Origin of the sequence: Bradyrhizobium sp. LVM 105 (genome assembly GCF_003957705.1) — a bacterium.
In the GTDB taxonomy this organism is placed as follows: domain Bacteria; phylum Pseudomonadota; class Alphaproteobacteria; order Rhizobiales; family Xanthobacteraceae; genus Bradyrhizobium; species Bradyrhizobium frederickii.
In genome coordinates this window covers 251,438-265,015 of record NZ_QZMV01000002.1, presented here as the reverse complement: position 1 = coordinate 265,015, position 13,578 = coordinate 251,438, and the positions used below count along the sequence as shown (strand labels likewise).

Sequence of the window (13,578 nt, the reverse complement as noted above, 5' to 3'; positions counted from 1 at the left end):
CCGGTCCTTTGTCAAAACGCACGAAACCGCGATCGGGTTATGCCCGGCATCACATGGCCGACGGTCGTCACTTTCTCAAGCGGATTCATGGCTCAATTCCGTCTCGGTCGTGGATGGGGTGGATGTCTTGGCGGCCTGCGGCTTGCGTCCGGTGAACCAGTTGCCGAGCCGGTCGAGATAGAGATAGACGACGGGCGTGGTGTAGAGCGTCAGGATCTGCGACAGCATCAGCCCGCCGACGATCGTGTAGCCGAGCGGCTGGCGCAGCTCCGCGCCGGTGCCCGTGCCGATCATCAGCGGCACACCGCCAAGCAGTGCGGCCATGGTCGTCATCAGTATCGGACGGAAGCGCAGCGTGCAGGCCTGGTAGATCGCCTCTTCCGGGCTGAGCCCCTGCTGGCGCTCCACCTCGAGGGCGAAATCGACCAGCATGATGCCGTTCTTCTTGACGATGCCGATCAGCAGGATGATGCCGATGATGGCGATGACGCTGAGATCCATGTGGACAGCCAGCAGCAGCAGCAGTGCGCCAATGCCGGCCGACGGCAGCGTCGACAGGATCGTGATCGGGTGGATCAGGCTCTCATAGAGCACGCCGAGGATGATGTAGATCACGATCAGCGCCGCGCCGATCAATAGCGGCGTGCCCGACAGGGAGGACTGGAACGCCTGCGCATTGCCCTGGAAAGAGGTCGACAGCGAGGCGGGCTTGCCGGTGCTCTTCTCAATGTTCTGGATCGCCGTCACCGCATCGCCCAATGCGACGCCGGGCTTCAGGTTGAACGAGATCGTCACCGAGGGAAACAGGCTCTGGTGGTTGATCAGGATGGGCGCAGGCTTGATGACGGCATGGACCAGCGTGCTGAGGGGGACCTGCTGGCCGCTGGCCGAGTTCAGGTAGATGTCCTTGAGCGCTTCGGGCCCGTACTGGAAGCGTGGATCGACTTCCATCACGACGTGGTACTGGTTCAGCGAGGTGAACATCGTGGAGACGATGCGCTGGCCGAACGCGTCGTCGAGGGCATTGTCGATCGTCGTGGGCAGGATGCCGAAGCTCGATGCGACCTCGCGATTGACGGTGACCTCCAGCCTCGGGCCGGCATTGGCCTGGTCGCTCGCGACGTCGGTGATGAGGTCGAGCGCGCGGAGTTTTGCCAGGAAGGTCGCCGACCAGTTGGTGAGCTCGTTGGAATCGGCATCCGTCAGCGTGTACTGATACTGCGTCTTCGACAGCCGTGCGCCGATGGTGATGTCCTGCGCGGCCTGCATGTAGAGCCTGATGCCCTGGATGTGGGCGAGCCGGGGCCCCAGCCGCTCGATCACCTGATCGGCGCTGGCCTTGCGCTCGGGCTTCGGCTTCAGGACGATGAAGATGCGTCCCTGGTTGAGCGTCGCGGTCGGGCCGCCCGGGCCGATATAACTCGCCACCGACTGCACCGCCGGATCCTTCGAGAGGATGTCGACGATCGCCTGCTGGCGCTCGGACATCGCGGGGAAGGAGATGTCCTGCGCGGCTTCGGTGATGCCGACGATCTGGCCGGTGTCCTGCTGCGGGAAGAAACCTTTCGGAATGATCACGTACAGATAGCCGGTCAGCGCGATGGTCGAGAGCATGACGAGCAACGTCGCGAAGCGATGCCGCAGCACCACGCGCAAGCCCCGCGCGTAGAGCGCAAGCAGGGCATCGAAGCCGCGTTCGAACAGGAGATAGATCCGGCCGTGCTTCCTGCGCGAATCGTCCTTCAGGAGGCGCGCGCACATCATGGGCGTCAGGGTGAGCGAGATGACCAGCGACAGCAGCAGCGCGGCGGTGATGGTGACGGCGAATTCCTGGAACAGCTTGCCGACGTAGCCGCCCATCAGGAACAGCGGGATGAACACCGCGATCAGCGACAGGGTGATGGAGACGATCGTGAAGCCGATCTCGGCGGAGCCCTTGAGCGCGGCCTCCATCGGCGTCATGCCCTGTTCGAGATGGCGCACGATATTCTCGATGACCACGACCGCATCGTCGACCACGAAGCCGACGGCGATCGACAGAGCCATCAGCGAGAGGTTGTCGAGGCTGTAGCCGAGCACATAGAGCACCGCGAACGTCCCGACCAGCGCCAGGGGAACAGTGATGGCCGGAATGACCGTGGCCCAGAAATTCCGCAGGAACAGGAATATGACCATCACCACCAATGCGACCGTCAGCATCAGCGTGAATTGGACGTCGGAGACCGCGGCGCGGATGGTGGCGGTCCGGTCGGCGGCGATCGTCACCTTGATCGCCGGTGGAACGGAGGCTTGCAGCTGCGGCAGCAGCTTCTTGATGCGGTCGACGGTCTCGATCACGTTGGCGCCGGGAACGCGCTGCACTGCAAGGATGATGGCGGGATCCTTGCCGTACCAGCCGGCCAGGAGGTCGTTCTCGGGCCCCTCGATCGCCGCGCCGATGTCGCGTATCCGCACCGGCGAGCCATTGCGATACGCGATGATGAGGTCTTCGTAAGCAGAGGGTTTCAGCAGCTGGTCATTGGTGTTCAGCGTGTAGGTAACGCGCGGGCTGTTGAGCGTGCCCTTGGGCAGGTCGACATTGGCGCCGGCGATGACGTTGCGGACGTCTTCGAGGCCGATGCCGCGGGCGGCAAGCGCCTGCGGATTGACGCGAACACGGATCGCGGGTTTCTGCTGGCCGCCGATGCCGACGAGGCCCACGCCCGGCACCTGCGAGATCTTCGGCAGCAGGATGTTTTCCGCATAGGCGTCGACCGTGGTCAGCGGCAGCGAGTCCGACGTCAGCGCGATCAGCATGATCGGCGTCTCCGCCGGATTCACCTTCCGGATCGTCGGCGGGTAGGGGATGTTCGGCGGCAGGAAGGGGCTCGCGGCGTTGATCGCGGCCAGCACGTCCACCGCGGCGCTGTCCACCGTGCGCGACAGCTCGAATTGCACCGTGAGCTGGGCCACGCCGAGTGCACTGGACGAGGTGAGCTGGGTGATGCCGGGGATCTGGCTGAGCTGCTGTTCGAGCGGCGTGGCGAGCGACGAGGCGATCGTTCCCGGGTCCGCGCCGGGCAGTTGCGCGGAGATCTGGATGGTCGGGTAGTTGACGTTCGGCAGCGCGCCGACCGGCAGCAGCGGATAGGCCGCAAGGCCGCACAGCAATAAGCCCGCCATCAGCAGAGCGGTTGCGATCGGCCGCAGGATGAAGGGCGCGGAAATGTTCATGGGATTGCGTCCTGCACGGCGCTCTGCAGGTCGGCTTCCTGCGCAGCTTTGCCATGCAGTTCCCGGACGCGACTGCCTTCCGTCAGCCGATACTGGCCGTCGACCACGACCACGTCACCTGATTTCAGCCCCTGGTCGATCAGGGCCTGACCATTACTGATCTGTGCAACGTGAACAGGGCGCAAGGTCGCTGTCTGGTCATCGGTCACGACATAGACATAGCTGCCGTTCGGTCCCTGCTGCACGGCCGAGCCCGCGACGGTGAGCGCGTCTTTCCGAATTTCGAGCAGCAGGCGCGCGTTCACAAGCTGGCCCGGCCACAGCCGGTGCTCACGATTCGGGAACACCGCCTTGAGCTGGACGGTGCCGGTCGTCCCTGCGATCTCGTTGTTGACCAGCAGCAGCGTGCCTTCGTCGAGCTTCGTCTTGTTGTCCTGGCTGTAGGCGATGACCTTCAGCTCGCCCTTTGCGGCATGCTGCTGGATCACGGGCAGATCCGTCTGCGGCAGGGTGAACAGCATCGAGATCGGCTCGATCTGGGTGACGACGACGAGACCGTTCGGGTCGGTCGGATGGATCACGTTGCCGACATCGATCTGGCGAACGCCCGTGATGCCGGGAATGGCCGAGGTCAGGCGCGTGTAGCTGAGCTGGACATTGGCCTGATCGATCAGCGCCTGGTCGGCCTTCACGGCGGCTTTGAGCTGCGCCACCTGCGCCGTCTGCGTCTCGATCAGTTGCGGGGTCGCGTAGCCCTTGTCGCCAAGCTGATTGTAGCGGGAGAGATTGGCCTCGGCATTGACGAGCTGTGCCTGGTCCCTGTCGCGGTTGGCCGTCAGCTGCTCGATCTGCGCCTCGTAGGGACGCGGATCGATCTGGGCGAGCAGGTCGCCGGCCTTGACGGTCTGTCCCTCGGTGAAGGCGATCTTGACGATCTGCCCCTGGATCTGGCTGCGCACGACGTCGGTGTTGAAGGCAATCACCGTGCCGATGCCGCGCAGATAGATAGGAACGTCCTTGCCGGTGACGCTGGCGGCGACCACCGGCACGGCGGCGGGCACGGGCGCGGCCGCCACTGCCGGCTTCCGGTCGGTGCCGAAGAACCAGAGGCCTGCGCCAGCCAGGATCGCGGCAAGAGTAACAAGCGCAATGGTGATGTTCCGTTTCACGGCGATGTTCCTTCTTGATCTCAGGGATTGCCGGAGCCGTCGATCGAAGTCGTGCCGCCCATGGACGTGGGGCCGGGTACCGGCACGGACGGACTGATTCCGGCGCCGCCGATCTCGGTGGAGCCCAGCGGAATTCCGACCCGGCCGACTGTCGATGTCGAGGGCAGGGACGAGACCGCTGAAGTGCTGCCGGCGCAATTGGTCGATGAGGTGCCGGACAGCCCGCCGCCGTCGAACAATGCTCCGGAGGATGAGGCATTGCCGGACCCGGCGCAGGCGGTCGTGCTTTGCGCGGGATTAAGCGGAGAGATGCCCGGCGTTGCGATTTCGGTCGATCCCAACGGAATGCCGACAGGCCGCGTGGATTGCGGGTTGAGGGGAGACGTCGTGAGCATGCCGGCAGGCGGCTGCATTCCTGGCATCGTTGTTTGCGCGATGGACGCAGTCGAGACCAGCCAAAGGAGGCCGCTCGCAAGCAAGGTACCGGAATGCATCGAGGAGAATCGGCGCGATCGGGATTTCCGTCCGCCGGCGTCGTTTGATGGATGCTGTTTTCGCATGGAACAAAACTCCCCTGACGGCGATCGAACAATAGAAAGGTGTGTGAGCGCGGGTATTTCCAGAACGCACGTCCTGCTGCCCGGCCGCACGGCGACGCCTCGCCATCGGCCTTGAAGTCCTTCGCTACCTCAGGATGGCCCGCGCGTGTGCGACCTCCCGGCTGCACGCGGCGATGTCGCCGGTGCGATCGGCGGTGCGCGCGCGATCGAGCGAATCGAGCGCGTCGGTGAAGTCGATGCCGTTGCCGCCTTCGGTTTCGGCGAGCGAGCGCGGCGTCGGTTGATGGCTGCGCAACGCGCCGAGGCTCTCCGGCTGCCAGCCGTGAGAGCCCGCATTCTTTTCTATGGCCAGATCGAGTTGTGCCTGGGTTTGCGCGATGTCATCCGCGCAGGCTCCTGCATGAGCCGGCATGGTTGCGCATAGCAGGGCGAACAGAGCGGCGCTGCACTTTGCGATGGATGTCATTGTTCGATCCTATGCTTGGAGTTCGAGAGACGTCATGAACGTTGTCGTGAATGACAGAGCGCGTATCGATCGTCTTTCGCCTACGAACGTCGGCCGTTCACGCTCGCGCGAGATTCCTGTCACGAATGTCAGTGGGCATGACGTGGGCCTTCTGCTTGAATGCATCTCTCAACCCGGCCGTGTCCGGAGGGCGCGCGAACAACGATCGTCGCGCGTCCCGGCGTGCGAAGTGGCAAGGACAGTTGTTTGCCGAAATACGTAAGCCAGTTATCGAAACTAGTGTCTCGTCATCCCAACCTGGAGTGATCCTGACATGAAACACCTCAACGCAGGCCTCGCCTTCGTCGCCGCTCTCTCTCTATTCTCGACCGTCGCACCGGCGCGCGCCGAGCCCCTGAAGAACATCGTCCTGGTGCACGGCGCCTGGGTGGATGGGTCCGGCTGGAAGCCGGTCTACGAGATCCTGACCAAGGAAGGCTTCCGCGTCACCATGGTGCAGGAGCCCGAGACCTCGTTCGCCGACGACGTCACGGCGACGAAGCGCATCCTCGATCTCCAGGATGGCCCGACGCTTCTCGTCGGTCACAGCTACGGTGGCTCGATCATCACCGAGGCCGGCGTTCACCCCAACGTCGTCGGCCTGGTCTACGTCGCCGCGCACGCGCCCGACGTCGGCGAGGACGAATCTGCGCTCGGCAAGAAGACGCCGAGCGTGCTTGGAAAGACCGAAGGCGTCATCAAGGTCACGCCCGACAAGTTCACCTATCTCGATCCCGAGCAATTCCCGAAACTGTTTGCGCCGGATCTGCCGCGCGAGCGGGCAGAGTTCGTCGCGCGCTCGCAGGTCCCGGCCGCGACCCAGGTGTTCAGCACGCCGCTGACGGCGGCGGCGTGGAAGACCAAGCCGAGCTGGGGCATCGTCGCCGGCAACGACCAGATCATCAATCCGGATCTGGAGCGCTGGTACTACGAGCGCGCCAAGAGCAAGACCACCGTGATCCCGGGCGCCAGCCACTCGGTCTACGAGTCGCGTCCGAAGGAAGTGGCGGCGGTCATCACCCGCGCCGCGCGCAGCATCCAGCAGCCGGTCACACGTTGACAACGCTTCTGCCGGTCCTGACGCACGATCGGCGGAAGGTAGGCCGGCGGGAGTGACAATACTCCCGCCGGTCCGACTGTCCAATCAGGAGAATTCCGATGAACGCGATCGAGACGACCGGCACTGCCCTGAACTGGAAGGCGACGACAGTGAAGCGGGCCGGACTGAGCCGCGACTTGCCGTCCGGCAATCCGGAGCTGATGTGGGTCGCGAATTCGTCGACGCTGATCTACGGGGAGCGGGATGCAGTCCTCGTCGACACGTTCCTTACCGCCGGGCAGTCGAAAACGTTACTGGACTGGGTCGCGTCGTGTGGTCGAGATCTGACCACGATCTATGTCACGCACGGCCACGGGGATCATTTCTTCGGTCTGGCACCGCTGCTTGACCGCTTTCCGCAGGCAAAAGCCGTTGCCGTTCCCGAGGTCGTCAACGAGATGAAGGCGCAGCTCGCGCCGGAGTCGCTCGACGGTTTCTGGCGCAAGCGCTTTCCAGGGGAGATAGCCGACGAACTGGTCGCGGCGGAGCCGCTGGCGGGCGGCGCATTCACGCTCGAGGGACACGAGCTCGTCGTCATCGACATGGGACGAACCGATACGGCGCGCTCCACCGCCCTTCATGTCCCGTCGCTCGACCTGATCGTCGCCGGCGACACCGTCTACAATGGCATTCATCCCTATCTCGCCGAAACCGATACGCAGAGCCGGCTGGAATGGATTGCCGCGCTCGACCGGCTCGAGGCGTTGAAACCGCGCTTCGTGGTGGCCGGGCACAAGAAGCCGGATAATGACGACGACCCGCGCAACATCGCGGAAACCCGCCGATACCTGTTCGATTTCAACCGCCTCGATAAGGCGACGACATCACCGCGCGAGCTCTACGAGGCGATGCTCGCGCTCCATCCCGATCGTGCGAATCCGGGATCGCTCTGGAGCGGGGCCAACGCCGCAAAGGGGCAGAGGTCATGACGAGCTGGCAGAACAACCGCACCGCGCGCGACGCCCGCATTGCGGCCGGGGCCGGACTTGCCCGCGGCAAAGTCGTTGAGGCGCAGGATGCGACGCGCCTGCTGGAGGCCGTGATCCGGCCGGGCGACCGGGTTTGCCTGGAGGGCGACAACCAGAAGCAGGCGGATCTCTTGAGCCGCGCGCTGCTGGCGGTTGATCTGTCCAAGGTCAACGATCTGCACATGGTGCAGTCGGGTGTCGTTCTTCCCGAACATCTGGACCTGTTCGACCGCGGGCTCGCGAAGCGGCTCGACTATGCCTATTCCGGACCGCAAGCGGCGCGCATCGCGCGCATGCTGTTCGGCAGCAAGATCGAGCTGGGCGCGGTCCATACCTATCTCGAACTGTTCGCCCGCTACTTCATCGACCTTACGCCGCACGTCGCGCTGATCGCCGCCGTCAGCGCCGACCGGGAGGGAAATCTCTATACCGGCCCAAACACCGAGGACACCCCGACCGTGGTCGAGGCAACGGCGTTCAAGGACGGTATCGTGATCGCCCAGGTCAACGAGATCGTCGAGCAGGTTCCGCGGGTCGACATCCCGGCGGACCGTGTCCACTTCATCGTCAAGGCCGACAAGCCGTTCTTCGTCGAGCCGTTGTTCACGCGCGATCCGGCCGCGATCACGGAAGGCCAGATCCTGACCGCGATGCTCGCCATCAAGGGCATCTATGCGCCCTATGGCGTGCAACGGCTCAATCACGGCATCGGCTTCAGCACGGCCGCGATCGAGCTCCTGCTGCCGACATTCGGCGAGAGGCTGGGGCTGAAGGGCAAGATCGCGACCCACTTCGCGCTAAATCCCCATCCCGCTCTCATTCCCGCGATCGAATCCGGCTGGGTGCGGCAGATCCACTCGTTCGGGTCGGAGGTCGGCATGGATGACTATATCCGCGCCAGATCCGACGTGTACTTCACCGGTCCCGACGGCTCATTGCGCTCCAACCGCGCCTTCTGTCAGACCGCCGGGCTCTATGCCTGCGACATGTTCATCGGCTCCACGTTGCAGATTGATCTGCAAGGGAATTCGTCGACCGTCACCGCCTCGCGCATTGCAGGCTTCGGCGGCGCCCCGAACATGGGAGCGGATGCCCGTGGACGGCGTCATCCGAGCGAGCCCTGGCTGAGGGCTGGAGCGGAGGCCGATCCGGACGGCCCGGCACTGATGCGCCGCGGTCGCAAGCTGGTCGTGCAGATTGGCGAGACGTTCGGCGACAAGAATGTGCCGCTGTTCGTCGAGAAGCTCGATGCGATCGAGCTCGCCGAGAAGCTGAAGCTCGATCTCGCGCCGGTCATGATCTATGGCGACGACGTCACGCACATCGTCACCGAAGAGGGCGTCGCAAACCTGTTGCTGTGCCGCACCGCGCAAGAGCGCGAGCAGGCCATCCGCGGCGTTTCCGGCTACACCGACGTCGGCCGTCGGCGGGACCACGGCATGGTCTCGCGCCTGCGCGAGCGGGGCGTGATCCGGCGGCCGGAAGATCTCGGCATCAATCCGCTCGATGCCGATCGCAGCCTGCTGGCGGCGCGCTCGATCAAGGATCTCGTGCGCTGGTCGGGCGGCCTGTACGCACCCCCGTCGAAATTCAGGAACTGGTGAGGACGCGCCATGGAAGATCTCAGCTTTCGACATCCGGTCCGCGCCCGCGCGAGTGGCGCCAGGCGAAGTGCGATTGTCGGCGTCGTCGCCTCGGGCAATCTGGAGGTGCTGGTGGAGCGTGTGCTGCCGGACGCGGAATGTGCCATCGAGATCAAGACCGCGGCGGTCGGCTTCGGTGAGGTCTGGAGTGCCGTGATCGGCGATTTCGTCGAGCGCTATTCACCTGGCGGGCTGAAGTTCTCGATCAATGACGGCGGCGCGCGTCCTGATACGGTCTCGCTTCGGCTGGCGCAGGCGGTGCGATTGATCGCGGAGAACGGCCAATGACCGCGCCGCTCAAGGATCTCACCCCGGCCGAACGGGCCCGCAGCACCAGCTTCTACGAGGCGTCGGCCCGCACGCGGCTGGAGTTGCTGCTCGACGCCGGCAGCTTCGTCGAGTTCATCGGGCCGGAACAGCGCGAGGTCAGCCCGCATCTGAAGATCTTCGATCTTCCCGAGCAGTTCGACGACGGCATCGTCGTCGGTCACGGCCGCCTCGACGGCTCGCCCGTGTTCGTCGCCGCGCAGGAGGGGCGCTTCATGGGTGGCGCCTTCGGCGAGGTGCACGGCGCCAAGCTGACGGGGCTGCTCCGCGCCGCGCGCCAGATCGGCTCGATCCCCGTCCTGATCCTGTTCGATACCGGCGGAGTCAGGTTGCAGGAAGCCAATGCCGGCGAGCTTGCCATCGCCGAGATCATGCGCGCCGTGATGGAAGCGCGCAGCGCCGGTGTGAAGGTCATCGGTCTGATCGGTGGCAGGTCCGGATGCTATGGCGGCGGCGGCTTGATCGCGGGCTGTTGCTCCGCGCTCGCCGTCTCGGAGCCGGGGCGCATCGCGGTGTCGGGTCCCGAAGTCATCGAGACCAACCGCGGCGTCGAGGAGTTCGACTCGCGCGATCGTGCCCTGGTCTGGCGGACGATGGGCGGCAAGCACCGCCGCCTGCTCGGCGCCGCCGATGTCTTCGCTGACGACAATGTGCAGGATTTTCGCGAGGCCGCGCTGAAGCTGATCGGCTTGGTCGGACCTTTCGGTTTCGACAGGCTGAAGGCCGAACAGGAGCGGCTTGCCGGCCGGCTGCGCAGCTTCGGCGCTTGTGGAGATGCCGTCGAGATCTGGACGGCGGAAGGCATAGCGGACGCTCAAGCCGTTCCGGAGCTTCCGGCCGATGAGTTCATTACCCTTGCCAACCGGATCGGGAGGACCAGTCGTGACGCTCGATGATATCATCGCCTCGCTCTTTCCCGACGGTCATGACGTGAGGAACGACAAGGGCGTTATTCACGGCTCGGCGACGCTGCGATCCGGCAGCCGGATGCTCGTCCTTGGTGTTGCAGACCGGACTGCGCTGGGCGTCGACGAGGCGATCAAATTGTCCGGCCATGTTCTGGAGTCGATCGGCCGGGGCTCCGGGCCGATCCTGGTGCTCGTCGACAGCGACAGCCAGCGCATGAGCAAGCGTGACGAATTGCTCGGGCTGAATGAATTCCTCGCGCATCTGGCGAAGGTGCTGATCCACGCGGACATGAACGGCCGCCCGACCATCGGTCTTCTCTACGGTCACTCGGCTGCGGGCGCGCTGCTTGCGACTGGCCTTGCAACGCGCGTGCTGGTCGGACTGCCCGGCGCCGATCCCGCGGTGATGGACCTGCCGTCGATGGCGAAGGTCACCAAGCTGTCGATGGACGCGCTTGAGGAGAAGGCGAAGTCGACGCCGGTGTTCGCGCCGGGCCTGTCCAATCTCGCACAAATGGGTGCCGTCCACATGACATGGAGCAATGCCACCTCGCTCGCCGACCAGTTGGAGGCGTTGCTGGCCGGCATGCCGGCCGCGCAGGATCGGCGGGATGCGCTCGGCAAGGAACGTGGTGGCCGGCTGAAGGCCGCCGAGATAGCGGAGCGTGTTCGTGACCTGGCCCTGCAAGCACGGTGAACGTCCACCCGGTCGTCACGACCTCGTCTTCGTCAGCCCTGAAGGATGGCGCGCGACGCTGGATGCACGCGACGATCTTGCGACGAATTCCCTTCTCACGCACTGGCCCAAAATGAGATGGCCGACGATCAGGCGGCGCGCGTTGCCATCCGAGACAACCGGCCTCGCATTAGGGCTGCCATTGCCGCCCTCGGCCGGCAAGACGCGGCTCTCTCTTCTAATTGACATCGACCACGTCGCCTCCGTCGCGAGGCCGCCGTTGCTGCGCCAGACGCGTCCCTACGCGCCGCGGAGCTGGTGGCCCACGCTCGACCGGCTCGACGAACTGGCGCTTCGCCATTCGGTGGACGCTCGCGTGTTCGGCAGCCTCGCCTGGCAGTCGTTGACCGGGCTCGACTACGTGACCGCCAGTTCCGATCTCGATGTCCTGCTCGAGTTTCGCCGCGAGACCGATCTTGATCGTCTCGCCGCCGACGTGGCCGCGATCGAGGCCGGCGCACCGATGCGGATTGACGGCGAGTTGATGGGCGCTGATGGCACTGCGATCAACTGGCGCGAACTCCATGGCGGCGCGAGCGAACTGCTGGTTAAGAGCATCGAGCGCGTGGTCTTGCTCGGCAGGCATCAATTCATTTCGGGAGCGATGGCATCATGATCACGACGGCCGCAAGAGGCGTGGAACGGCCGGTGCTGCGCCAGGCGCAGATCGCGCCCAATGTCTCTGCCATCGGCGCCGTCGCCGCCGACTGCCTCATCAAGGAGCTCGAAACCTGGCCGAAGCCGGGGCTCGTCAGTCATGTCGACAATGGCAGTCACGACGACATGGACGCGGGCACGTTTCGTCGCAGCGCTGCGGCCATCAGGCCCTATCTGCAACGCCTGGCCGATGCGGGCGCGCTTGGCTGCGGTATGGGGCGGCTGCGGATCATCGGCCTGGAGGCGGAACGCGCCATGCTCGCGGCGACGTCGGGGGTCAACACCCATCGTGGCGCGATCTTCGGGCTCGGCCTGCTGTGCGCGGCGGCCGGCGCCAAAGCCGGCGGGTTGGTTGATTCCGGGCTTCCGCTTGGCGATGTCGTGGCGCGCCTCTGGGGCGACAGCATCCTCGATGGTCCGGTGCTGCTGCACAGCCATGGCAGCTTGGCTCGCCGCCGCTTTGGCGCGGGCGGTGCGCGTATCGAGGCTGCGAGCGGATTTCCCAGCGTCTACGGGATCGGCTTGCCGGCCTTGCGGAGAGCGACGCCTGTCGTGCCGGAGGATGCGGAAGCCGCCCGGGTCGAGGCGTGCTTTGCCCTGATCGCATCCGTCGAAGACACCAATCTCCTGCATCGTGGCGGGCCCGTCGGCCTCCGCTTTGCGCATGATGCGGCGCGGAGCTTCATCGCATCAGGCGGCGTCGACGCGCCCGGCTGGCGTGCGCGGGCGCAGTCGATCCACGACAGCTTCGTCGCCCGCCGTCTCAGCCCGGGTGGATCGGCCGACCTGCTTGCAATGACGCTCTTCGTCGACGCCCACGAAAGGCCGATTCCATGATGTCCAACGCGATCCTGATGGCGCTGGGGCCGGTCTTCTTCGTTCTATTGCTGGGATATGCCGCCGGAAAATTTCATATCGTCGACAATCTTCACGTCGACGCCCTCAACGCACTTGTGATGGATTTTGCGTTGCCGGCCTCGCTGTTCGCCGCGACCGCCTCGGCGTCGCGCCGCGAGATGATTGAGCAGATCCCGCTCTTCCTGGTGCTCGGCGTGACGATGCTGCTGCTCTATCTCGCCTGGTATTTTGCCGCACGTGGGTTCTCCAAGGTCTCCCGGTCGGAGGCGTCGTTACAGGCGTTGACCATCGGCTTTCCGAATCTCGCCGGCGTGGGCCTTCCGATCATGACGTCAGTCGTGGGGCCGGCCGGCACTGTCCCGGTTGCCGTTGCATTGGCGGCGGGCTCGATCCTCATCAGCCCGCTGACGCTGATCATGGCGGAAATGGGCGCCGCCAAGGCTCGCGGCGAACAAATGACGGCGCGGCAGGTCCTGACGGCAATCCGGCGCGCGATCACCAAGCCGGTGGTGCTCGCGCCCGCGCTTGGCATTCTGTTCTCGTTGTCGGATGTGAGCCTCGACGCGCTCGCGCATGCGAGCCTCGCGCTGATCGGAAGTTCGGCCGCGGGCGTCGCCCTGTTCCTCACTGGAGCCATTCTGTCGGCGCAGTCGTTTCGGCTGGATTGGAAAATCACAGCTGCAACGGTGGCCTCGGACATCGTCCGGCCGCTGCTGGCTGTTGCGGTCATTCGCGTCATTCCGGTCGCGCAGGATGCCGCGAAGACGGCCATTCTGCTTGCCGCCGTACCCTCCGGCTTTTTCGGAATCCTGTTCGCGGTCAACTACCGGCTGGATTCCGCAAGGGCAGGGTCCATGGTTATTGCGAGCACGGCATTTAGCGTCGTGACCCTGGCGATTGCCATCGCAGTGCTCTTTCCCCGCTAGGCTGCGCCC

At 65.0% G+C, this 13,578-nt stretch carries 13 protein-coding genes; 10 read left to right on the top strand and 3 right to left on the bottom strand.

The annotated features are described in order from the left end of the window. Positions 1-75: 75 nt before the first annotated feature. Both D6B98_RS06585 and D6B98_RS06580 read right to left on the bottom strand, forming a co-directional pair. Positions 76-3,213, bottom strand: a complete 3,138-nt coding sequence (locus D6B98_RS06585; RefSeq protein WP_126256126.1) for an efflux RND transporter permease subunit — start codon at positions 3,211-3,213, stop codon at positions 76-78. Further along, the gene (locus tag D6B98_RS06580) at positions 3,210-4,382 is read right to left on the bottom strand and encodes an efflux RND transporter periplasmic adaptor subunit (protein ID WP_126256125.1); all 1,173 of its coding nucleotides are present in this window, start codon (positions 4,380-4,382) and stop codon (positions 3,210-3,212) included. The genes D6B98_RS06585 and D6B98_RS06580 overlap by 4 nt, the downstream gene beginning before the upstream one ends. Positions 4,383-4,409: 27 nt before the next feature. Between D6B98_RS06580 and D6B98_RS40775 the strand changes: the two genes are divergently transcribed. After that, positions 4,410-5,057, top strand: a complete 648-nt coding sequence (locus D6B98_RS40775; RefSeq protein ID WP_245481271.1) for a hypothetical protein — start codon at positions 4,410-4,412, stop codon at positions 5,055-5,057. A gap of 9 nt (positions 5,058-5,066) precedes the next feature. Here D6B98_RS40775 and D6B98_RS06570 read toward each other — a convergent pair whose 3' ends face one another. Continuing rightward, the gene (locus D6B98_RS06570; RefSeq protein WP_126256124.1) at positions 5,067-5,408 is read right to left on the bottom strand and encodes a hypothetical protein; all 342 of its coding nucleotides are present in this window, start codon (positions 5,406-5,408) and stop codon (positions 5,067-5,069) included. 313 nt (positions 5,409-5,721) lie between these two features. Here D6B98_RS06570 and D6B98_RS06560 point away from each other — a divergent pair, with 313 nt between their 5' ends. From D6B98_RS06560 to D6B98_RS06520, 9 genes are all read left to right on the top strand, one after another. Continuing rightward, positions 5,722-6,507, top strand: coding sequence for an alpha/beta hydrolase (locus tag D6B98_RS06560; RefSeq protein ID WP_126256123.1), 786 nt, complete (start codon positions 5,722-5,724; stop codon positions 6,505-6,507). Between the two features lie 98 nt (positions 6,508-6,605). Then, positions 6,606-7,475, top strand: a complete 870-nt coding sequence (locus D6B98_RS06555) for an MBL fold metallo-hydrolase (RefSeq protein ID WP_126256122.1) — start codon at positions 6,606-6,608, stop codon at positions 7,473-7,475. Further along, positions 7,472-9,118, top strand: coding sequence for a malonate decarboxylase subunit alpha (gene mdcA / locus D6B98_RS06550; protein WP_126256121.1), 1,647 nt, complete (start codon positions 7,472-7,474; stop codon positions 9,116-9,118). Before D6B98_RS06555 ends, mdcA begins: the two co-directional genes overlap by 4 nt. A gap of 9 nt (positions 9,119-9,127) precedes the next feature. Next, the gene (mdcC, locus tag D6B98_RS06545; RefSeq protein ID WP_126256120.1) at positions 9,128-9,445 is read left to right on the top strand and encodes a malonate decarboxylase acyl carrier protein; all 318 of its coding nucleotides are present in this window, start codon (positions 9,128-9,130) and stop codon (positions 9,443-9,445) included. After that, positions 9,442-10,380: a biotin-independent malonate decarboxylase subunit beta gene (locus D6B98_RS06540; protein WP_126256119.1), complete on the top strand. Its 939-nt coding sequence runs from the start codon at positions 9,442-9,444 to the stop codon at positions 10,378-10,380. The genes mdcC and D6B98_RS06540 overlap by 4 nt, the downstream gene beginning before the upstream one ends. Further along, on the top strand, positions 10,367-11,089 hold the full coding sequence (gene mdcE, locus D6B98_RS06535; RefSeq protein WP_126256118.1) for a biotin-independent malonate decarboxylase subunit gamma: 723 nt from the start codon (positions 10,367-10,369) through the stop codon (positions 11,087-11,089). Before D6B98_RS06540 ends, mdcE begins: the two co-directional genes overlap by 14 nt. After that, the gene (mdcG, locus tag D6B98_RS06530; RefSeq protein WP_126256117.1) at positions 11,064-11,744 is read left to right on the top strand and encodes a malonate decarboxylase holo-[acyl-carrier-protein] synthase; all 681 of its coding nucleotides are present in this window, start codon (positions 11,064-11,066) and stop codon (positions 11,742-11,744) included. The genes mdcE and mdcG overlap by 26 nt, the downstream gene beginning before the upstream one ends. Then, on the top strand, positions 11,741-12,622 hold the full coding sequence (gene mdcB, locus D6B98_RS06525) for a triphosphoribosyl-dephospho-CoA synthase MdcB (RefSeq protein ID WP_126256116.1): 882 nt from the start codon (positions 11,741-11,743) through the stop codon (positions 12,620-12,622). The genes mdcG and mdcB overlap by 4 nt, the downstream gene beginning before the upstream one ends. Continuing rightward, complete coding sequence (locus D6B98_RS06520) at positions 12,619-13,569, top strand: AEC family transporter (protein ID WP_126256115.1); 951 nt, start codon at positions 12,619-12,621, stop codon at positions 13,567-13,569. Before mdcB ends, D6B98_RS06520 begins: the two co-directional genes overlap by 4 nt. Positions 13,570-13,578 lie beyond the last annotated feature (9 nt).

What these genes read in the sequence shown, in the direction of transcription:
- D6B98_RS06585 (WP_126256126.1), bottom strand. Translation starts at nt 3,213, where the DNA reads ATGAACATTTCCGCGCCCTTCATCCTGCGGCCGATCGCAACCGCTCTG.
- D6B98_RS06570 (WP_126256124.1), bottom strand. Translation starts at nt 5,408, where the DNA reads ATGACATCCATCGCAAAGTGCAGCGCCGCTCTGTTCGCCCTGCTATGC.
- D6B98_RS06560 (WP_126256123.1), top strand. Translation starts at nt 5,722, where the DNA reads ATGAAACACCTCAACGCAGGCCTCGCCTTCGTCGCCGCTCTCTCTCTA.
- D6B98_RS06555 (WP_126256122.1), top strand. Translation starts at nt 6,606, where the DNA reads ATGAACGCGATCGAGACGACCGGCACTGCCCTGAACTGGAAGGCGACG.
- mdcA (WP_126256121.1), top strand. Translation starts at nt 7,472, where the DNA reads ATGACGAGCTGGCAGAACAACCGCACCGCGCGCGACGCCCGCATTGCG.
- mdcC (WP_126256120.1), top strand. Translation starts at nt 9,128, where the DNA reads ATGGAAGATCTCAGCTTTCGACATCCGGTCCGCGCCCGCGCGAGTGGC.
- D6B98_RS06540 (WP_126256119.1), top strand. Translation starts at nt 9,442, where the DNA reads ATGACCGCGCCGCTCAAGGATCTCACCCCGGCCGAACGGGCCCGCAGC.
- mdcB (WP_126256116.1), top strand. Translation starts at nt 11,741, where the DNA reads ATGATCACGACGGCCGCAAGAGGCGTGGAACGGCCGGTGCTGCGCCAG.
- D6B98_RS06520 (WP_126256115.1), top strand. Translation starts at nt 12,619, where the DNA reads ATGATGTCCAACGCGATCCTGATGGCGCTGGGGCCGGTCTTCTTCGTT.